General features: G+C 70.4%; 20 protein-coding genes. 14 read left to right on the top strand and 6 right to left on the bottom strand.

The window, feature by feature from the left end; genetic code table 11:
* The first annotated feature begins 56 nt into the window (after positions 1 to 56).
* From AOQ53_RS24215 to relA, 12 genes are all read left to right on the top strand, one after another.
* Positions 57 to 599, top strand: a complete 543-nt coding sequence (locus AOQ53_RS24215; protein ID WP_059420422.1) for a LemA family protein — start codon at positions 57 to 59, stop codon at positions 597 to 599.
* Between the two features lie 135 nt (positions 600 to 734).
* A complete protein-coding gene (gene pdxS, locus AOQ53_RS24210; RefSeq protein ID WP_020270015.1) occupies positions 735 to 1646 on the top strand; it encodes a pyridoxal 5'-phosphate synthase lyase subunit PdxS in 912 nt (303 codons plus the stop codon).
* Positions 1647 to 1651: 5 nt separating this feature from the next.
* Positions 1652 to 2260, top strand: a complete 609-nt coding sequence (gene pdxT, locus AOQ53_RS24205) for a pyridoxal 5'-phosphate synthase glutaminase subunit PdxT (RefSeq protein ID WP_059420391.1) — start codon at positions 1652 to 1654, stop codon at positions 2258 to 2260.
* A 48-nt stretch (positions 2261 to 2308) separates the two neighbouring features.
* Entirely contained in the window at positions 2309 to 3061 is a 753-nt protein-coding gene (locus AOQ53_RS24200) for a YebC/PmpR family DNA-binding transcriptional regulator (RefSeq protein ID WP_059420389.1), read from the top strand.
* A gap of 114 nt (positions 3062 to 3175) precedes the next feature.
* Entirely contained in the window at positions 3176 to 3706 is a 531-nt protein-coding gene (gene ruvC, locus AOQ53_RS24195; protein ID WP_059420387.1) for a crossover junction endodeoxyribonuclease RuvC, read from the top strand.
* On the top strand, positions 3703 to 4308 hold the full coding sequence (gene ruvA / locus AOQ53_RS24190) for a Holliday junction branch migration protein RuvA (protein WP_059420385.1): 606 nt from the start codon (positions 3703 to 3705) through the stop codon (positions 4306 to 4308). The genes ruvC and ruvA overlap by 4 nt, the downstream gene beginning before the upstream one ends.
* A 28-nt stretch (positions 4309 to 4336) precedes the next feature.
* Positions 4337 to 5407 carry a Holliday junction branch migration DNA helicase RuvB gene (ruvB, locus tag AOQ53_RS24185; protein WP_059420382.1) on the top strand — a complete coding sequence of 357 codons (1071 nt, stop codon included), beginning with the start codon at positions 4337 to 4339 and terminating at the stop codon, positions 5405 to 5407.
* Between the two features lie 185 nt (positions 5408 to 5592).
* Entirely contained in the window at positions 5593 to 6090 is a 498-nt protein-coding gene (gene yajC / locus AOQ53_RS24180) for a preprotein translocase subunit YajC (protein WP_059420380.1), read from the top strand.
* Between the two features lie 132 nt (positions 6091 to 6222).
* Positions 6223 to 7989 (top strand): protein translocase subunit SecD, encoded by a 1767-nt coding sequence (secD, locus tag AOQ53_RS24175; protein ID WP_059420378.1) that lies wholly within the window; start codon positions 6223 to 6225, stop codon positions 7987 to 7989.
* Position 7990: 1 nt separating this feature from the next.
* On the top strand, positions 7991 to 9106 hold the full coding sequence (gene secF / locus AOQ53_RS24170; protein ID WP_059420375.1) for a protein translocase subunit SecF: 1116 nt from the start codon (positions 7991 to 7993) through the stop codon (positions 9104 to 9106).
* Positions 9103 to 9642, top strand: coding sequence for an adenine phosphoribosyltransferase (locus AOQ53_RS24165; RefSeq protein WP_059420372.1), 540 nt, complete (start codon positions 9103 to 9105; stop codon positions 9640 to 9642). Before secF ends, AOQ53_RS24165 begins: the two co-directional genes overlap by 4 nt.
* 194 nt (positions 9643 to 9836) lie before the next feature.
* On the top strand, positions 9837 to 12353 hold the full coding sequence (relA, locus tag AOQ53_RS24160; protein WP_059420370.1) for a GTP pyrophosphokinase: 2517 nt from the start codon (positions 9837 to 9839) through the stop codon (positions 12351 to 12353).
* Between the two features lie 87 nt (positions 12354 to 12440).
* On the opposite strand, the gene AOQ53_RS24155 is transcribed toward relA, so the two are convergent.
* The gene (locus AOQ53_RS24155; RefSeq protein WP_059420369.1) at positions 12441 to 13670 is read right to left on the bottom strand and encodes a DUF349 domain-containing protein; all 1230 of its coding nucleotides are present in this window, start codon (positions 13668 to 13670) and stop codon (positions 12441 to 12443) included.
* Positions 13671 to 13805: 135 nt separating this feature from the next.
* Positions 13806 to 14651, bottom strand: coding sequence for a peptidylprolyl isomerase (locus tag AOQ53_RS24150; protein WP_059420368.1), 846 nt, complete (start codon positions 14649 to 14651; stop codon positions 13806 to 13808).
* Between the two features lie 167 nt (positions 14652 to 14818).
* Between AOQ53_RS24150 and AOQ53_RS24145 the strand changes: the two genes are divergently transcribed.
* Positions 14819 to 15526 carry an MBL fold metallo-hydrolase gene (locus tag AOQ53_RS24145; protein WP_059420367.1) on the top strand — a complete coding sequence of 236 codons (708 nt, stop codon included), beginning with the start codon at positions 14819 to 14821 and terminating at the stop codon, positions 15524 to 15526.
* A gap of 11 nt (positions 15527 to 15537) precedes the next feature.
* Positions 15538 to 16800: a histidine--tRNA ligase gene (gene hisS, locus AOQ53_RS24140; protein ID WP_059420365.1), complete on the top strand. Its 1263-nt coding sequence runs from the start codon at positions 15538 to 15540 to the stop codon at positions 16798 to 16800.
* A gap of 38 nt (positions 16801 to 16838) precedes the next feature.
* On the opposite strand, the gene AOQ53_RS24135 is transcribed toward hisS, so the two are convergent.
* The 4 genes from AOQ53_RS24135 to AOQ53_RS24120 are packed head-to-tail and all read right to left on the bottom strand — an operon-like array spanning position 16839 to position 20369.
* Positions 16839 to 17465: a response regulator gene (locus AOQ53_RS24135; RefSeq protein ID WP_059420364.1), complete on the bottom strand. Its 627-nt coding sequence runs from the start codon at positions 17463 to 17465 to the stop codon at positions 16839 to 16841.
* Positions 17462 to 18658, bottom strand: coding sequence for a sensor histidine kinase (locus AOQ53_RS24130; RefSeq protein ID WP_059420363.1), 1197 nt, complete (start codon positions 18656 to 18658; stop codon positions 17462 to 17464). Before AOQ53_RS24130 ends, AOQ53_RS24135 begins: the two co-directional genes overlap by 4 nt.
* Positions 18655 to 19500 (bottom strand): ABC transporter permease, encoded by an 846-nt coding sequence (locus AOQ53_RS24125; RefSeq protein WP_059420362.1) that lies wholly within the window; start codon positions 19498 to 19500, stop codon positions 18655 to 18657. Before AOQ53_RS24125 ends, AOQ53_RS24130 begins: the two co-directional genes overlap by 4 nt.
* Positions 19497 to 20369, bottom strand: coding sequence for an ABC transporter ATP-binding protein (locus AOQ53_RS24120; protein ID WP_059420360.1), 873 nt, complete (start codon positions 20367 to 20369; stop codon positions 19497 to 19499). The genes AOQ53_RS24125 and AOQ53_RS24120 overlap by 4 nt, the downstream gene beginning before the upstream one ends.
* Positions 20370 to 20388: the final 19 nt, after the last annotated feature.

The raw sequence follows: 20388 nt of genomic DNA, 5'->3' as shown, positions 1-20388 counted from the left end.
ATCCAGCAGGGCCGGGGTGAACCGGCGGTCCGGCCGGGCCGCTAGCCTTGCCGCCCGTGACCACCACTCTCATCTGGATCGCCGTGGCCCTGGTCGCGGTCGGGCTCTATCTGAGCTGGACCGCCGGCCGTCTCGACCGTCTCCACGCCCGGATCGACGCGGCCCGGGCCGCCCTGGACGCGCAGCTGCTGCGCCGGGCCTCGGTCGCGCAGGAACTGGCGACGTCGGGGGTCCTGGATCCGGCCGCCTCGATCGTCCTCTACGAGGCCGCGCACGCCGCCCGTCAGGCGGTGGAGGAGCAGCGGGAGGTCGCCGAGAGCGAGCTGAGCCAGGCCTTGCGGGCCGTCTTCGGGGAGATCCAGCAGGTGGAGGCGGTGCGGGAGGCGCCCGGAGGCGAGGAGGCCGCAGAGGAGCTCGCGCAGGCGGTGCGGCGCGTCCCGATGGCCCGCCGCTTCCACAACGACGCCGTACGCGCCGCCCGTGCCCTCCGCCGCCACCGCAAGGTCCGTTGGTTCCGTCTGGCGGGCCACGCCCCGTTCCCCATGGCCTTCGAAATGGACGACGAGCCTCCGGCGGCCCTGGCGGACCGGGCAGCCTGAGCCCCCGTTCACGCGCCGTTCCCCGGCCGCCCGCCGGAAAAGGATCCACAGCGTTCCCATTGGCCCTTGCTGTGGCCTGGTTCCCTCGCGTTTCCTCGGTGCTGCAGGATTCCCCTTTCCGTAGCGAGGTCACCCGTGTCCACCACGTCCCCCAACTCCCAGGCCCCCGAGACCGGCACCGCCCGCGTGAAGCGCGGCATGGCCGAGCAGCTCAAGGGCGGCGTCATCATGGATGTCGTCACGCCGGAGCAGGCGAAGATCGCCGAGGACGCGGGCGCCGTCGCCGTCATGGCCCTGGAGCGGGTCCCGGCCGACATCCGCAAGGACGGCGGCGTGGCCCGCATGTCCGACCCGGACATGATCGAGGGCATCATCGACGCCGTCTCGATCCCGGTCATGGCCAAGTCCCGCATCGGCCACTTCGTCGAGGCCCAGGTGCTGCAGTCCCTCGGCGTCGACTACATCGACGAGTCCGAGGTCCTCACCCCGGCCGACGAGGTCAACCACTCCGACAAGTGGGCCTTCACCACGCCGTTCGTCTGTGGCGCCACCAACCTGGGCGAGGCGCTGCGCCGCATCGCCGAGGGCGCCGCGATGATCCGCTCCAAGGGCGAGGCCGGCACCGGCAACGTCGTCGAGGCCGTCCGCCACCTGCGCCAGATCAAGAACGAGATCGCCAAGCTGCGCGGCTTCGACAACAACGAGCTGTACGCCGCCGCCAAGGAGCTGCGCGCCCCCTACGAGCTCGTCAAGGAGGTATCCGAGCTCGGCAAGCTGCCGGTCGTGCTGTTCTCCGCGGGCGGCGTGGCCACCCCGGCCGACGCGGCCCTGATGCGCCAGCTCGGCGCCGAGGGAGTCTTCGTCGGCTCCGGCATCTTCAAGTCCGGTGACCCGGCCAAGCGCGCCGCCGCCATCGTGAAGGCCACCACCTTCTACGACGACCCGAAGATCATCGCCGACGCGTCCCGCAACCTCGGCGAGGCCATGGTCGGCATCAACTGCGACACCCTGCCCGAGACCGAGCGCTACGCCAACCGCGGCTGGTAACACCCATGAGTGAAACACCTGTGATCGGCGTCCTGGCCCTCCAGGGCGACGTACGGGAGCACCTCGTCGCCCTGGCCGCGGCCGATGCCGTGGCCAGGCCGGTGCGGCGCCCCGAAGAACTCGCCGAGGTGGACGGCCTCGTCATCCCCGGCGGCGAGTCCACCACCATCTCCAAGCTGGCCGTCCTGTTCGGGGTGATGGACCCCCTCCGCGCGCGCGTGCGCGACGGCATGCCCGTCTACGGCACCTGCGCCGGCATGATCATGCTCGCCGACAAGATCCTCGACCCGCGCTCGGGCCAGGAGACCGTCGGCGGCATCGACATGATCGTGCGCCGCAACGCCTTCGGCCGGCAGAACGAGTCCTTCGAGGCGGCCGTCGACGTCAAGGGCGTCGAGGGCGACCCGGTGGAGGGCGTCTTCATCCGCGCCCCCTGGGTCGAGTCCGTCGGCGCCCGGGCCGAGGTGCTCGCCGAGCACGACGGCCACATCGTCGCGGTCCGCCAGGACAACGCTCTGGCCACGTCGTTCCACCCGGAACTGACCGGCGACCACCGCGTGCACGCCCTGTTCGTCGACATGGTGCGCGCCAACCGGACGGCCGAGTCCTTGTAGGATTCCTGCGTTCGTTGCTGAGATGGGTTACGCGAAGGAGACAGGCAGATGTCCGGCCACTCTAAATGGGCCACGACGAAGCACAAGAAGGCCGTCATCGATGCCAAGCGCGGCAAGCTCTTCGCGAAGCTGATCAAGAACATCGAGGTGGCGGCCCGGATGGGCGGCGCCGACCCCGAGGGCAACCCGACGCTCTACGACGCCATCCAGAAGGCGAAGAAGTCGTCCGTCCCCAACAAGAACATCGACTCCGCGGTCAAGCGCGGCGCGGGCCTGGAGGCCGGCGGCGCCGACTACGAGACGATCATGTACGAGGGTTACGGCCCGAACGGTGTCGCGGTGCTCATCGAGTGCCTCACCGACAACCGCAACCGCGCCGCCTCCGAGGTCCGCGTCGCCATGACCCGCAACGGCGGCTCCATGGCCGACCCCGGCTCGGTGTCGTACCTCTTCAACCGCAAGGGCGTCGTGATCGTCCCCAAGGGTGAGCTGACCGAGGACGACGTGCTGACCGCCGTGCTCGACGCGGGCGCCGAGGAGGTCAACGACCTCGGCGAGAGCTTCGAGGTTCTCAGCGAGGCCACCGACCTGGTCGCGGTCCGCACCGCCCTCCAGGACGCCGGCATCGACTACGACTCCGCCGACGCCAACTTCGTCCCGACCATGCAGGTCGCGCTGGACGAGGAGGGCGCCAAGAAGATCTTCAAGCTGATCGACGCGCTGGAGGACAGCGACGACGTGCAGAACGTCTTCGCCAACTTCGACGTCAGCGACGAGGTCATGGAGAAGGTCGGCGCGTAACGCCGCCGCGGGCTCCGCAGGACCAACGGGCCGACGGGACACACCCCGTCGGCCCGTCGCGTTGTCGGTGGCACCCGATAGCCTGCACAAACAGGTGAGCGATTGGGAGGGCGCGTGCGCGTTCTGGGGGTGGACCCGGGACTGACCCGGTGTGGTGTGGGCGTGGTCGAGGGCGTCGCCGGACGGCCGCTCACGATGATCGGCGTCGGCGTCGTCCGGACCCCCGCCGACGCGGACCTCGGCCATCGCCTCGTCGCCATCGAGCAGGGCATCGAGCAGTGGCTGGACGAGCACCGGCCCGAGCTCGTCGCGGTGGAGCGCGTCTTCAGCCAGCACAACGTCCGTACGGTGATGGGTACCGCCCAGGCCAGCGCCGTCGCCCTGCTGTGCGCCTCCCGTCGCGGCATCCCCGTGGCGCTGCACACCCCGAGCGAGGTCAAGGCCGCCGTCACCGGCAGCGGCCGGGCCGACAAGGCCCAGGTGAGCGCGATGGTGACCCGCCTGCTCCGGCTCGCCGCACCGCCCAGGCCCGCCGACGCGGCCGACGCCCTCGCCCTCGCCATCTGCCACATCTGGCGCGCCCCCGCGCAGAACCGACTCCAGCAGGCCGTCGCCCTGCACACATCGAAAGGCCGTACGGCATGATCGCCTTCGTCAGCGGCACGGTCGCCGCGCTCGCCCCCGACGCCGCGGTCGTCGAGGTCGGCGGCGTCGGCATGGCCGTCCAGTGCACGCCGAACACGCTGTCCACACTCCGCATGGGCCAGTCCGCCAAGCTGCACACGTCCCTGGTCGTACGGGAGGACTCGCTCACCCTGTACGGCTTCGCGGACGACGACGAACGGCAGGTCTTCGAACTGCTCCAGACGGCCAGCGGTGTCGGCCCCCGGCTGGCCCAGGCCATGCTCGCCGTGCACACCCCGGACGCCCTGCGCCGGGCCGTCGCGACCGCCGACGAGAAGGCTCTCACCGCCGTCCCCGGCATCGGCAAGAAGGGCGCCCAGAAGCTGCTCCTGGAACTGAAGGACCGCCTCGGCGCGCCGGTCGGCGCACCCGCCGTCGGCGCGCCGGTCAGCAGCGGCTGGCGCGACCAGCTGCACGCGGCCCTGATCGGCCTCGGGTACGCGACCCGGGAGGCCGACGAGGCGGTGGCCGCCGTGGCTCCGCAGGCCGAGGCCGCCGAGGGCACGCCCCAGGTGGGCCAGTTGCTGAAGGCGGCCCTGCAGACCCTGAACCGCGCCCGATAGCCCGTACCGAGATTCCGAGGCACACTCCATGAACTGGGACGACACGACCGACGCCGATGCCGCCGAGCGGCTCGTCGGTGCGTCCGCCGACCGTGAGGACCAGGCCGTCGAGGCCGCCCTGCGCCCCAAGGACCTGGGCGAGTTCATCGGCCAGGAGAAGGTCCGCGAGCAGCTCGACCTCGTCCTGCGCGCCGCACGCGCGCGGGGCGCCACCGCCGACCACGTGCTGCTCTCCGGCGCCCCCGGCCTCGGCAAGACCACCCTGTCGATGATCATCGCGGCCGAGATGGGCGCCCCCATCCGCATCACGTCAGGCCCCGCCATCCAGCACGCCGGCGACCTGGCCGCGATCCTGTCCTCCCTCCAGGAGGGCGAGGTCCTCTTCCTCGACGAGATCCACCGCATGTCCCGGCCCGCCGAGGAGATGCTGTACATGGCGATGGAGGACTTCCGCGTCGACGTCATCGTCGGCAAGGGCCCGGGCGCCACCGCCATCCCTCTGGAGCTGCCCCCGTTCACCCTGGTCGGCGCCACCACGCGCGCGGGCCTGCTGCCGCCCCCGCTGCGCGACCGCTTCGGCTTCACCGCCCACATGGAGTTCTACGAACCGGCCGAACTGGAGCGGGTCATCCACCGCTCCGCGGACCTCCTCGAGGTCGAGATCGAGCCGGACGGCGCCGCCGAGATCGCCGGCCGCTCCCGCGGCACGCCCCGCATCGCCAACCGTCTGCTGCGTCGCGTCCGGGACTACGCGCAGGTCAAGGCCGACGGACTGATCACCAAGGACATCGCCGAGGCCGCCCTCGCCGTCTACGAGGTGGACGCCCGCGGCCTCGACCGCCTCGACCGTGCCGTGCTGGAAGCCCTGCTCAAGCTGTTCGGCGGCGGCCCCGTCGGCCTGTCCACGCTCGCGGTCGCGGTGGGGGAGGAGCGTGAGACCGTGGAAGAGGTCGCCGAGCCCTTCCTGGTCCGGGAGGGACTGCTGGCCCGCACCCCGCGCGGCCGGGTCGCCACCCCCGCCGCATGGGCGCATCTCGGCCTCACCGCGCCCCGCTCGCAGACTGCCGGAAACGGACAACAGGACCTGTTCGGGGCGTGACGGCGCCGTCACGGCTCCGCGACGGCGAGGCCAGTGGCCGGAGCAGGAACCCCGGTGCCATGCTGAGCGTTGTTCCATGCGCGCGGACTCGCTTAGACTCCGCCGATGCCGCCTTTGTCGGCGGCGTACACACCCCCAACCATCTGGCCGCTCACAGCGCGGTCGTGTGAAGGAAGTACCGACCCGTGAGTCTCCTGACCCTCCTCCCGTTCATCGTGCTCATCGGGGCCATGTTCCTGATGACCCGGTCGGCCAAGAAGAAGCAGCAGCAGGCCGTGGAGATGCGGAACCAAATGCAGCCCGGCAGCGGTGTCCGCACCATCGGGGGCATGTACGCCACGGTCAAGGAGGTGAACGAGGACACCGTCCTCGTCGACGCCGGTCCGGGCGTCGAGCTCCTCTTCGCCAAGAACGCCATCGGTGCCGTCCTCACCGACGACGAGTACAACCGCATCGTCCACGGCGTCGAGCACGACCTGAAGTCCGACGCCGACATCGTCCCGGACGACGCCTCCTCCCTCACCGAGACCGGTGACCCCGCCGCCGACGCCACCGCTGACGACAAGCCCGTCGACTTCGGCAAGAAGGACGTGGCCGACGAGCCGGCCGACGACGCCCCGGCCGGCGAGGCGAAGACGGACGAAGAGCCGAAGAAGACCGACGGCGGCTCCGAGGCGAAGTAGTCGCGTCCCGGGGTGCACGGGCCCGGCCCGCGCATCCCGGGACACGACCGGCTCGCACGGAGTCCCGACACCATGTGATGGCCGCCCGTCCGCCGATCCGGAGCGAGGCGGCCCGAGAGGGAGTACGAGAAGGTGGCCACACCTAAAAAGGGCCGGAGCGCGAGCGCCCAGAGCAAACCGGGGCGCTCGCTGGCCCTGATCCTGATCGCCATCGCGGCGCTCACCGGTGGGATGTTCGCCTCGGGGCACACCACCCCGCGTCTCGGCATCGACCTGGCCGGCGGTACGAGCATCACGCTCCGCGCGGTCCCCGAGGCCGGCAACGAAGCGGCGATCAACAAGACCAACATGGACACGGCCGTCTCCATCATGGAGCGACGTGTCAACGGTCTGGGCGTCCAGGAGTCCGAGGTCCAGACGCAGGGCCGGGACAACATCATCGTCAACATCCCCAAGGGCACGAACTCCGAGCAGGCCCGCAAGCAGGTCGGCACCACCGCCAAGCTCTACTTCCGCCCGGTCGTCGCCACCGAGGTCTCCGGCGGCGGTGGCGCGGCGAGCCCCTCGCCGAGCCCCACGGGAAGCCCCTCGGACAAGCCGTCCGGCAAGGCCACCGACAAGCCCGAGGCCACCGACAAGGGCTCCGCCTCACCGTCCGCCTCTCCCAGCACCCAGGGCCGCGCGGTCACGGGCGCGCTGAAGGCCGACGCGACGCCGTCCGCGAGCGCCTCGGACAAGGCGAAGGCCAGCCCCTCCCCGTCCGCGTCCGGCGGCGCCGCGGGTGACGACCCGAGCAAGCTCCAGGAGCAGTACGCCAAGCTCGACTGCACCAACGAGAAGACCCGCTCCACCGTGGGCGACGGCGTCAAGGCCTCCCAGCCCACCCTGGCCTGCGGCAAGAACTCGCAGGGTCAGTGGCAGAAGTACATCCTCGGCCCCGCCGAGGTCGACGGCACCGACGTCGACAAGGCCCAGGCCGTCCTGAACACCCAGACCGGTGCGGGCTGGACGGTCACGATGGACTTCACCGACGGGGGCGCCAAGAAGTTCGCGGCCATCACCGGCAAGCTGGCGCAGAACCAGTCGCCGCAGAACCAGTTCGCGATCGTCCTCGACGGTGACGTGGTTTCCGACCCGTACGTGCGGCAGGCCCTGACCGGCGGCAATGCGGAGATCTCCGGCAACTTCACCCAGCAGTCCGCCCAGGAACTCGCCAACATGCTGTCGTACGGTGCGCTGCCGCTGACCTTCAAGGTGGACAGCATGACGACGGTGACCGCCGCGCTGGGCGGTGACCAGCTGAACGCCGGCCTGATCGCAGGTGCGATCGGTCTCGCGCTGGTCGTCATCTATCTGCTGGCCTACTACCGCGGCCTGTCGTTCATCGCGATCCTCTCGCTGCTGGTGTCCGCCGCGCTCACCTACACGCTCATGGCCCTGCTCGGCCCGGCCATCGGCTTCGCGCTGAACCTGCCGGCCGTGTGCGGTGCCATCGTCGCGATCGGCATCACCGCGGACTCGTTCATCGTGTACTTCGAACGCGTCCGCGACGAGATCCGGGAGGGCCGCTCGCTGCGCCCCGCCGTCGAGCGGGCCTGGCCGCGTGCCCGGCGCACCATCCTGGTCTCCGACTTCGTGTCGTTCCTCGCCGCCGCGGTGCTCTTCATCGTCACCGTCGGCAAGGTCCAGGGCTTCGCCTTCACGCTCGGCCTGACCACCCTGCTCGACGTGGTCGTCGTGTTCCTCTTCACCAAGCCGCTGCTGACGCTGATGGCCCGCCGCCCGTTCTTCGCGAACGGCCACAAGTGGTCCGGCCTCGACCCGAAGAGCCTGGGGGCGCAGCCACCGCTGCGCCGCACCCGACGTCCCGCCGTCCCCGTCGACCCCAAGGAGGCCTGAGATGTCGAAACTCGGCAACCTCGGCGCCCGGCTGCACCGTGGCGAGGTCGGCTACGACTTCGTCAAGAACCGCAAGATCTGGTACGGCCTGTCCATCCTGATCACCATCACGGCCATCGTCGGCCTGGCGGTCCGCGGCCTGAACATGGGCATCGAGTTCGAGGGCGGCGCCGTCTTCAACACCCCGAAGAACACCAGCGCTTCGGTGTCCCAGGCGGAGGAGTACGCGGAAGAGGCCTCCGGCCACGACGCGATCGTCCAGAAGCTGGGTGACGGCAGCCTGCGCATCCAGGTCGCCGGCATCGACACCGACGCGGCGAACAAGATCAAGAACACGCTCGCCGACGACCTCAAGGTCGACTCGGAGCAGATCAACGCCGAACTGGTCGGCCCCAGCTGGGGCGAGCAGATCGCGAACAAGGCCTGGCAGGGCCTCGGCATCTTCCTGGTCCTCGTGGTGATCTACCTGGCGATCGCCTTCGAGTGGCGCATGGCGCTCGCCGCGTTCGTCGCACTGATCCACGACATCACCATCACGGTCGGCATCTACGCCCTCGTCGGCTTCGAGGTCACACCGGGCACGGTGATCGGTCTGCTGACCATCCTCGGCTACTCGCTCTACGACACGGTCGTGGTCTTCGACAGCCTCAAGGAACAGACCAAGGACATCACCAAACAGACCCGCTGGACCTACAGCGACATCGCCAACCGCTCGATCAACAGCACCCTGGTCCGCTCCGTCAACACCACGGTGGTCGCGCTGCTGCCGGTGGCGGGCCTGCTGTTCATCGGCGGCGGTGTCCTCGGTGCCGGCATGCTGAACGACATCTCGCTGTCGCTGTTCGTCGGCCTGGCCGCCGGTGCGTACTCCTCGATCTTCATCGCCACGCCGCTCGTCGCCGACCTCAAGGAGCGCGAGCCGCAGCTGAAGGCCCTGAGGAAGCGCGTCGTGGCCAAGCGGGCCCAGTCCGCCGCCAAGGGCGACACCGAGGTCCACGGCGAGGACGAGTCCTACGACGGTGAGCCCGGGGACGCCGCACCCGCGGTCGTCGGCCCGCGCAACCAGCCCGCGTCCCGCACCCGGGGCCGTGGCCGTCCCTCGGGGAAGCGCCGATGACCGACATCAGGGAGCTGCTGCTCAGCCGCATCAGGGATGTGGCGGACTACCCGGAGCCGGGCGTGATGTTCAAGGACATCACCCCGCTCCTGGCGGACCCGGCGGCGTTCACCGCGCTCACCGACGCCCTCGCCGAGATCGCCGAGCGCACCGGTGCCACCAAGATCGTCGGCCTGGAGGCCCGGGGCTTCATCCTCGGCGCCCCGGTCGCCGTGCGCGCCGGCCTCGGCTTCATCCCCGTGCGCAAGGCGGGCAAGCTCCCCGGAGCCACCCTCGCCCAGGCCTACGACCTGGAGTACGGCTCGGCGGAGATCGAGGTGCACGCCGAGGACCTGTCCGCCGACGACCGCGTCCTGGTCATCGACGACGTCCTCGCCACCGGCGGCACCGCCGAGGCATCGGTCCAGCTCATCCGCCGGGCCGGCGCCGAGGTCGCGGGTCTCGCCGTCCTCATGGAGCTCGGCTTCCTGAGCGGCCGCGCCCGCCTGGAACCGGCTCTGAACGGTGCCCCGCTGGAAGCGCTGCTCACGGTCTAGAAAGCTCGCAGCGGCCCGGTGAACACCGGCACGACACCGCGGAGGCGGGCCCGGAGGAATCCGGCGCCCGCCTCTCGCGTTTCTCGGGTAGACGGTCCTCACATTGGCCTGAAGGCGATCCTGGGGTCCAGGATGGCTACCATGGGGTCTCCGGAGCCTGACCGGGGGACCCGGATCGCGCACGAGGAGCCCTCTTGCCAGACGAGGCCCAGCACCTGACCGCCGCCAAGCCCGAGTCCGCCTCGGCAGCCGCGGCGAAGCCCGCGCCGAACGCGCCCCACGCGAAGAACGACCCCCGCGGGCCGGTCGAGCGCGCCCAGTCCGCGCCCGTCGACAAGCCCGCCGAGCAGTCGCGTCCCAAGCCCGTCCCGCCCGCGGTGCGCCAGTCCGGCAACCAGCCCGCCCGCACCGGCTCCTCCAACCGCGTCCGCGCCCGTCTGGCCCGCCTCGGCGTCCAGCGGGCGAACCCGTACAACCCGGTGCTGGAGCCGTTGCTGCGGATAGTGCGCAGCAACGACCCGAAGATCGAGACGTCGACGCTCCGCCAGATCGAGCGCGCCTACCAGGTCGCCGAGCGCTGGCACCGCGGCCAGAAGCGCAAGAGCGGCGACCCGTACATCACGCACCCCCTCGCCGTGACGACCATCCTCGCCGAGCTGGGCATGGATCCGGCCACCCTGATGGCCGGTCTGCTGCACGACACGGTGGAGGACACCGAGTACGGCCTGGAGGACCTGCGCCGTGACTTCGGCGACGTGGTAGCGCTGCTCGTCGACGGTGTCACCAAGCTGGACAAGGTCAAGTTCGGCGAGGCCGCGCAGGCCGAGACCGTGCGCAAGATGGTCGTCGCCATGGCCAAGGACCCGCGTGTCCTGGTCATCAAGCTCGCCGACCGCCTGCACAACATGCGCACCATGCGCTACCTCAAGCGCGAGAAGCAGGAGAAGAAGGCGCGCGAGACCCTGGAGATCTACGCGCCGCTCGCCCACCGCCTGGGCATGAACACCATCAAGTGGGAACTGGAGGACCTCGCCTTCGCGATCCTCTACCCCAAGATGTACGACGAGATCGTACGGCTGGTGGCCGAGCGTGCCCCGAAGCGTGACGAGTACCTCGCCATCGTCACCGACGAGGTCCAGCAGGACCTGCGCGCGGCCCGCATCAAGGCGACCGTCACCGGCCGCCCCAAGCACTACTACAGCGTCTACCAGAAGATGATCGTCCGCGGCCGGGACTTCGCGGAGATCTACGACCTGGTGGGCATCCGCGTCCTCGTGGACACCGTCCGCGACTGCTACGCGGCCCTCGGCACGGTGCACGCGCGATGGAACCCGGTCCCCGGCCGGTTCAAGGACTACATCGCGATGCCCAAGTTCAACATGTACCAGTCGCTGCACACGACGGTCATCGGCCCCGGCGGCAAGCCGGTCGAGCTCCAGATCCGCACGTTCGACATGCACCGCCGCGCCGAGTACGGCATCGCCGCGCACTGGAAGTACAAGCAGGAGGCCGTCGCCGGCGCCTCCAAGGTGCGCACCGACGCGCCCAAGTCGTCCGGCAAGGACAAGGACGCCATCAACGACATGGCGTGGCTGCGGCAGCTCCTCGACTGGCAGAAGGAGACCGAGGACCCCGGCGAGTTCCTGGAGTCGCTGCGCTTCGACCTGTCCCGCAACGAGGTCTTCGTCTTCACCCCCAAGGGTGACGTCATAGCGCTCCCCGCCGGAGCCACCCCGGTGGACTTCGCCTACGCCGTCCACACCGAGGTCGGCCACCGCACCATAGGCGCCCGGGTCAACGGCCGGCTGGTCCCGCTGGAATCCACCCTCGACAACGGCGACCTGGTCGAGGTCTTCACCTCCAAGGCCCCCGGAGCCGGCCCCTCCCGCGACTGGCTCGGCTTCGTCAAGTCGCCGCGCGCCCGCAACAAGATCCGCGCCTGGTTCTCCAAGGAACGCCGCGACGAGGCGATCGAGCAGGGCAAGGACGCCATCGTCCGCGCGATGCGCAAGCAGAACCTGCCGATCCAGCGCATCCTGACCGGCGACTCCCTGGTGACCCTGGCGCACGAGATGCGCTACGCGGACATCTCCGCGCTGTACGCGGCGATCGGCGAGGGCCATGTCTCCGCGCAGAACATCGTGCAGAAACTCGTCCAGGCCCTCGGCGGCGAGGAGGCCGCCACCGAGGAGATCGACGAGTCGGTCCCGCCGGCCCGCGGACGCAGTCGCAAACGCCGTTCCAGCGCCGACCCTGGCGTCGTCGTGAAGGGCGTCGAGGACGTGTGGGTCAAACTGGCCCGCTGCTGTACGCCCGTCCCCGGCGACCCCATCATCGGCTTCGTCACGCGCGGCAGTGGCGTATCGGTGCACCGCAACGACTGCGTGAACGTCGATTCACTGTCCCGCGAGCCCGAGCGCATCCTCGAAGTCGAGTGGGCGCCCACCCAGTCCTCGGTCTTCCTAGTCGCCATCCAGGTCGAGGCCCTGGACCGCTCCCGGCTCCTCTCGGACGTCACCCGGGTGCTGTCCGACCAGCACGTCAACATCCTCTCCGCGGCCGTCCAGACCTCCCGCGACCGCGTCGCCACCTCCCGCTTCACCTTCGAGATGGGCGACCCGAAGCATCTCGGCCACGTTCTCAAGGCGGTCCGGGGCGTGGAGGGCGTCTACGACGTGTACCGGGTGACGTCGGCGCGCAACAGGTCGTGACAAGTCTTGACAGGTCGTCACAGTCGTAGCGACTACGCGAAAGGGGGCCCCGTACAGTGCGTACGGGGCCCCCTTTCGTCCGGCTGATCAGCCCCCGAACTCCTGGAGGCCCTTCAGCGCCTGGTCCAGCAGCGCCTGGCGGCCCTCGAGCTCACGCTCGAGCTTGTCGGCCTTGGCGTTGTTGCCCTGCGTCCGGGCCTGCTCGATCTGGCCCCTCAGCTTGTCCACGGCGGCCTGGAGCTGACCGGTCAGACCCTCGGCACGCGCGCGTGCCTCCGGGTTCGACCGGCGCCACTCGGCCTCCTCCGCCTCCTGGAGGGCCCGCTCGACCGCGTGCATACGGCCCTCGACCTTGGGCCGGGCGTCGCGTGGCACATGACCGATGGCCTCCCAGCGCTCGTTGATCGTCCGGAACGCGGCCCGGGACGCCTTCAGATCCGTGATCGGCAGGAGCTTCTCGGCCTCCTCGGCCAGCTCCTCCTTGAGCTTCAGGTTCTCCGCCTGCTCGGCGTCCCGCTCGGCGAAGACCGAGCTGCGCGCGGCGAAGAAGACGTCCTGGGCACCGCGGAAGCGGTTCCACAGGTCGTCCTCGTGCTCACGCTGGGCGCGGCCGGCGGCTTTCCACTCGGCCATCAGCTCGCGGTAGCGCGCGGCCGTCGCACCCCAGTCCGTCGAGTTCGACAGCGCCTCGGCCTCGGCGACCAGCCGCTCCTTGATCCGCCGCGCCTCCTCGCGCTGCGCGTCCAGCTGCGCGAAGTGCTGCTTGCGCCGCTTGGAGAACGCCGACCGCGCGTGCGAGAACCGGTGCCACAGCTCGTCGTCGGACTTGCGGTCCAGACGCGGCAGCCCCTTCCAGGTGTCCACCAGGGCCCGCAGCCGCTCACCGGCCGCCCGCCACTGGTCGGACTGCGACAGTTCCTCCGCCTCGGCGACCAGCGCCTCCTTGGCCTTGCGCGCCTCGTCGGACTGCTTCGCCCGCTGTGCCTTGCGCTCCTCGCGGCGCGCCTCCACCAGCTCGGTCAGCTTGTCCAGCCGGACGCGCAGGGCGTCCAGGTCGCCCACCGCGTGGTGCGCGTCGACCTGTTCCCGGATGTGGTCGATGGCAGCCTGGGCGTCCTTCGCCGACAGGTCGGTGGTCTTCACTCGCTTCTCGAGGAGGCCGATCTCGACAACCAGGCCCTCGTACTTGCGCTCGAAGTAGGCCAGCGCCTCGTCAGGGGAGCCGGCCTGCCAGGATCCGACGACCTGCTCGCCGTCGGCCGTACGCACGTACACGGTCCCCGTCTCGTCGACGCGGCCCCACGGGTCGCTGCTCACAGCGCCTCCTCCACATGATGCCAGCGAGGGGCCGCAGCACCCCCGGGCATCGTCCACAGTTTCGTCACGGCCAACATAGGCGACCGGCGGGGGGCCTGTCCGCATCCCGCGCGACCGAAATTACGCAGTTGAGGGTCAGGATTTGGTGACCGTGGCCTTGTTGATCACGACCGTCGCGTTGGGCGCCGTGTTGCCCGTCTGAGGGTCGGGGGCCTCCGCTCCGGCGTCGGCGATTTTCTTGAGGACCTTCATGCCCGCCTCGGACACCGTTCCGAACGGTGTGTAGTCGGGCGGCAGCTGACTGTCCTGGTAGACGAGGAAGAACTGGCTGCCGCCGGTGTTGCGGCCCTGCTTCGTCTGGGCGCTGTACTGGTTCGCCATCGCGACCGTGCCCGCCGGGTACACCCCGCCCTTGAGGCTCTTGTCCTTCAGATTCTCGTCCGGGATCGTGTAGCCGGGGCCGCCCATGCCGGTGCCCTGCGGGTCGCCGCACTGGAGGACGTAGATGTTCTGGCTGGTGAGCCGGTGGCACTTGCTGTGGTCGAAGTAGCCCTTGCCGGCGAGGAAGTTGAACGAGTTGACGGTGTGCGGCGCCGCCGACGCCTTCAGCGCGATGTCTATCTCGCCGCAGGTCGTGTCCAGCTTCATCGTGTACTTCGCCGACTCGTCGATCGTCATCGCCGGTTCCTTCTTCCAGGTCTCCGACTTGACCTTGCCCGCGGCGGGCTTCTCACACGGGTCCGGCGCCTTGCTGGGCGAGGCGCTCGGGGTGACCTCCGCGTTCGCCTTCTCCGTCTTGCCGTCGTCCTCGAACGGCTTGGTCAGGAAGACCGTCACGGAGAGCACCACGACCACGCCGAGGACCGAGGCGATCACGGAGTTGCGGATACGGGCCTTGCGCCGAGCGTCAGTGCGTCGCTGCTGCTGCCGCAAGTACTTCTCACGGGCGAGCTGACGCCGCCGCTGTTCCTGGCTGACCACCGGGTTCTCTCCTCATGCGTCTGATACGTCGACCGGTACGCGTGGGGCCTGTGCGCCGACCGCCTGCGTGTGCCCCGTACCGTATATGGGTTCGCTGAGGAATCGGCAGCGCCGGTAGGCTCTGACAGCAGCCGCAGCCGCCCGTATCGACACAACGAAGGACGATCGTGCTCATTGCCGGGTTCCCCGCCGGGGCCTGGGGGACGAACTGCTACCTCGTCGCCCCCGCCGCCGGTGAGGAGTGCGTGATCATCGACCCCGGCCATCAGGCCGCCGACGGCGTCGAGGAAGCGATCAGGAAGCATCGCCTCAAGCCCGTCGCGGTCGTCCTCACGCACGGCCACATCGACCATGTCGCCTCGGTCGTCCCGGTGTGCGGCGCGCACGACGTGCCGGCCTGGATCCACCCCGACGACCGGTACATGATGAGCGACCCGGAGAAGGCGCTCGGCCGCTCCATCGGGATGCCGCTCCTGGGCGAGCTGACCGTGGGGGAGCCCGACGACGTCAAGGAGCTGACCGACGGTGCGAAGCTGGAGCTGGCCGGCCTGGAGCTGTCCGTCGCGCACGCGCCCGGCCATACCAAGGGGTCGGTGACCTTCGGCATGCCCGAGGCGGCGGACATCCCGCCGATCCTGTTCTCGGGCGACCTGCTGTTCGCCGGCTCCATCGGACGCACCGATCTGCCCGGCGGTGACATGGCCGAGATGCTCGACTCGCTGGCCCGCGTGTGCCTGCCGCTCGACGACTCGACCGTGGTGCTGTCCGGCCACGGCCCCCAGACCACCATCGGCCAGGAGCGCGCCACCAACCCGTATCTGCGGCAGGTGGCGGCCGGCCAGGGAGCATCCCCGGCTCCCCGACGAGGAATGTGACGAGACCTTCCGTGAGTACCTTCAAGGCCCCCAAGGGCACGTACGACCTGATCCCGCCGGACTCCGCGAAGTACCTCGCGGTCCGCGAGGCGATCGCCGCGCCGCTGCGCAACTCCGGCTACGGCTACATCGAGACGCCGGGCTTCGAGAACATCGAACTCTTCGCACGCGGCGTCGGCGAGTCCACGGACATCGTGACGAAGGAGATGTACGCCTTCGAAACGAAGGGCGGCGACAGGCTCGCCCTGCGCCCCGAGGGCACGGCCTCCGTCCTGCGCGCCGCGCTGGAGGCCAACCTGCACAAGGCCGGCAACCTCCCGGTCAAGCTCTGGTACTCCGGCTCGTACTACCGCTACGAGCGCCCCCAGAAGGGCCGCTACCGCCACTTCTCCCAGGTCGGTGCCGAGGCGATCGGGGCCGAGGACCCGGCGCTGGACGCCGAGCTGATCATCCTGGCCGACCAGGCGTACCGCTCGCTGGGCCTCAGCGACTTCCGGATCCTGCTCAACAGCCTGGGCGACAAGGAGTGCCGCCCGGTGTACCGGACGGCGCTCCAGGACTTCCTGCGCGGCCTGGACCTGGACGAGGACACCCTGCGCCGGGCGGACATCAACCCGCTGCGCGTCCTGGACGACAAGCGTGAGTCGGTCCAGAAGCAGCTGGGGGACGCCCCGCTGCTGCGCGACTACCTCTGCGACGCCTGCAAGGCGTACCACGAGGAGGTGCGCGAGCTGATCACGGCGGCGGGCGTCGCCTTCGAGGACGACCCGAAGCTGGTGCGCGGCCTGGACTACTACACCCGCACGACGTTCGAGTTCGTCCACGACGGCCTGGGCTCGCAGTCCGCCGTCGGCGGCGGCGGACGCTACGACGGCCTGTCCGAGATGATCGGCGGCCCCGCGCTGCCGTCCGTCGGCTGGGCCCTCGGCGTCGACCGCACGGTCCTCGCGCTGGAGGCCGAGGGCGTCGAGCTCGAACTCCCCGCCACCACCAGCGTGTTCGCCGTCCCGCTCGGCGAGGAGGCCCGCCGGGTCCTGTTCACCAAGGTCACGGAGCTGCGCAAGAACGGCATCGCGACCGACTTCTCCTACGGCGGCAAGGGCCTCAAGGGCGCGATGAAGAACGCCAACCGCAGCGGCGCCCGCTACACGATCGTCGCCGGCGAACGCGACCTCGCCGAGGGCGTCGTCCAGCTCAAGGACATGGAGTCGGGCGAGCAGACGGCGGTGGGCGTGAACGAGATCGTGGCGGAACTGGAAGCGCGACTGGGCTGACGTGGCTTCGAGGGCGCCGGGGACTCCCGGCGCCTTCGTCACTCCTCCAGCAGCCCGTACCGCAGCGCGCTCGTCACCGCCGCCGTCCGGTCGTCCACCCCCAACTTGCCGAAGATCCGCAGCAGATACGTCTTCACCGTCGACTCCCCGATGAACAGACGACGCCCGATCTCGGCATTCGTGCAGCCCTCGGCGACCAGCCGCAACACCGCCGTCTCGCGTTCCGACAGCCGAGGCCGCTCCGGATTCGTGCGCAGCTGGTCCACCAGCCGGGCCGCGACGGACGGGGCCAGGACCGTCTCGCCGCGCGCCGCCGCCCGCACGGCCTCCGCGAGTTCCGCACGCGGCAGGTCCTTCAGCAGATAACCTGCCGCCCCGGCCTCCACCGCCCGCAGGATGTCCCGGTCCGTCTCGTACGTCGTCAGCACGACCACCCGGCACGGCAGCCCGGCCCGCGTCATCCGCACGATGGAGTCCACACCCCCGCCACCCGGCATCCGCAGATCCATCAGCACGATGTCGGGCCGCAACTGAGCCGCCAGCGCCTCCGCCTGCGGCCCGCTGGACGCGTCGGCGACGACCTCCAGATCGGACTCCGCACTGAGCATCGCCCGCAGCCCTTCCCGTACGACGGGATGGTCGTCGGCCAGGACGATCCGGATCACGGCGTCTCCCTCCTCATGACCGGCAGCCGGACGGTCACCACCGTGCCGGCGCCGGGGGCACTGCGCACCTCGGCGGTTCCGCCCACTTCGACGGCCCGGGCCCGCAGCCCCGCCAGACCGTACCCACCGTGAACGGCACCCGGGTCGAAGCCGGGCCCGTCGTCCCGTACGGACACGGTCAGCATGTCGTCGGCGTACGCCAGCGACACACCGACCGCCACCGAACTCCCCGCGTGCTTACGGGCGTTGGCCAGTGCCTCCTGGCAGGCGCGCAGGGCGACCACCTCGGGTCCGGCGGGCAACATGCGGACCGGGCCGGTCACCTCCAGCGCCGCGCCATGGCGCGCGGCGAGCCGGCCCAGCGCGTCCGGAAGGGAGGCGCCGTCCAGGTCGGCGGGCGCGCCCCCGGCGACCAGGGCCCGGGCCTCGGCCAGGTTCTGCCGGGCCGTCTCGTCCATCAGGCGCAGATGACGCCGCGCCTCGGGCAGGTCGTGGTCCAGCTCCGCCTCCACCGCCTGAATCAGCATCACCAGACTGGTGAACCCCTGCGCGAGCGTGTCGTGGATCTCCCGGGCCAGCCGCTCCCGCTCGGCCAGCGCCCCGTGCGCCGTCGACAGCCGCGCGACCTCGTGGCGGCTGGCGTCCAACTCGGTGATCAGCGCTGCCCGTTCCTGGCTCTGCTCGATGATCCGTATGACCCAGCCACCGACCGCCGCCGAGAAGACGAACGTGACCACGGCGAACAGCACGTTGAAGAAGACGTCCTGGTCGCTCGGCCACCACAGCAGCGCCCAGCCGATCACCGGGGCGAAGTTGATGACGGCCACCGCCACCAGCGCCCATCGCATCCGCAGCGTCATGAAGCACTGCGGGACGAGCGCGAACGTCATCAGCCGCGTCTCCCCGACCAGGACCGCCGACGGAAGGAACAGCGCCAGCGCCGCCGTGAGATAGGCGAGCGCCCGTCGCTCGTCGGACGGGTCCTGCCGCAGGAGCGGCCGACCCACCCCCACGAACAGCGGGATCAGCAGGGCGAGCAGCGCCGCCGCGACGACACGGGTCGCCCACCCGGGGCGCCCCGCGCCGAGCACGAACACGAGGGTGGCCACCCAGATGAGCGCGAAGTACGTGTCCCAGAGCCGGAACGAGCGCTCCCAGGTGTAGGCGCTGCCGGCATCCGCCGCACCGCTCATCCCTCGCGCCGGTCCTTCCAGCGGAACGTCAGCAGGCACAGCACCAATCCTCCGACGCACCACGCGGCGAGCACCAGGGCCACGCGTCCGAGTTCCCAGCTCCCCGCCTGTTCCAGCACCTGCGCCGACTCCGGCAGGAACACCCCGCGCAGCCCCTGGCACATCCACTTCAGCGGGAACAGCGCACCGATGGTCAGCATCCAGTCCGGGATGGTGCCGATGGCGATGTACACCCCGGAGATGAACTGGAGCACCAGGAAGGGCAGCACGACCACGGAACTCGCGCTGTTCGCGGACCTCGGCACCGAGCTGATCGCGATGCCGAGCAGGGCGCACGCAGTGATCCCGAGGACGAAGATCCACGCCAGGTCGAACCAGCGACCCGCGTCGGACGGCAGGGCCACGTCGTACACGGTCGTGCCGACGAGGAGCAGGATCACGGTCTCCAGCAGACCGGTGAACAGAACAAGCCAGATCTTGCCGAAGAAGTACGCCGTCGGCGGCATCGGCGTGCCACGCAGCCGGCGCAGCACCTTCTCCTCCCGCTCGACCGCGATCGAGATGCCGAGCGCCTGGAAACTCGTCGACATGATGCCGGCGGCCATCATCGCGGGAACGTAGAGCTGCGAGGCGGTGATGCCCGCGCCCGCCACGTCGTCCCGGAAGATCGACGCGAACAGGAACAGGAAGACGACCGGGAAGGCGAACGTGAACACCACCTGGTCGCGCTGCCGGAAGAACTGCCTGATCTCCAGGGCACCCCGCCGCAGCCCCAGCCTCCAGGCGCCGGGCAGCCCCTCGACGCCGACCGCACCGCGGTCCCGTACGGCGGTCGTGGTCATCGCGCGTCCTCCTGCCGCTGTCCGGTCAGCCGGAGGTAGACGTCCTCCAGCGTGGGCCGGCTCACCGCCAGCCCCGGGATCTCACCGTCGAAGCGGTGCATGAGCCCGGCGATCGTCCTGGTCGGTGTCCCCGTGCGCTCGCGGCGAGGGGTGCCGTCCCGCTCCGTCCACTCGACGAGGACCTCGGTGCCGAACCGCTCCCGCAACGCCCCGGGCTCGCCCTCGGCGACGATCCGGCCCTTCGCGACGACGGCCAGCCGGTGCGCGAGGGCCTCCGCCTCCTCCAGGTAGTGCGTGGTCAGCAGGATGGTCGTGCCGTCGTCGGCCAGGGCGCGGATCAGCGACCAGAACTGCCGCCGGGCCGCCGGATCGAACCCGGTCGTCGGCTCGTCCAGAAGCAGCAGGTCCGGGCCGCCGATCACGCCGAGCGCCACGTCCAGGCGCCGGCGCTGGCCCCCCGACAGCGCCTTGATCCGGCTGTCCGCCTTCGCCTCCAGACCGACCAGGCCTATGACCTCCTCCGGGTTGCGCGGCCGTGGGTAGTAGCCGGCGAAGTGCCGCACCGTCTCCCGGACCGTCAACTCCGCGGGCGCCGATTCGTCCTGCCAGACGATTCCGACGCGTGCGCGCCACGCGCGCGTGCCGGTCGCCGGGTCCGCCCCGAGCACGGACACCTCGCCCGCGTCCCGGTCCCGGTTGCCCTGGAGGATCTCCACCGTGGTGCTCTTGCCCGCGCCGTTGGGTCCGAGCAGGCCGAACACCTCGCCCTGGCGGATGCCCAGATCGATGCCGTCGACGGCGGTCACGTCCCCGTACCGCTTGCGCAGCCCCCGCACGTGAACGGCGAGGTCGTACCCGTGTGCTGTCATGCGACGAGCGTCGGCCCGA

Source organism: Streptomyces azureus (genome assembly GCF_001270025.1).
Lineage (GTDB): Bacteria > Actinomycetota > Actinomycetes > Streptomycetales > Streptomycetaceae > Streptomyces > Streptomyces azureus.
This window is presented reverse-complemented; position numbering and strand designations above follow the sequence as displayed.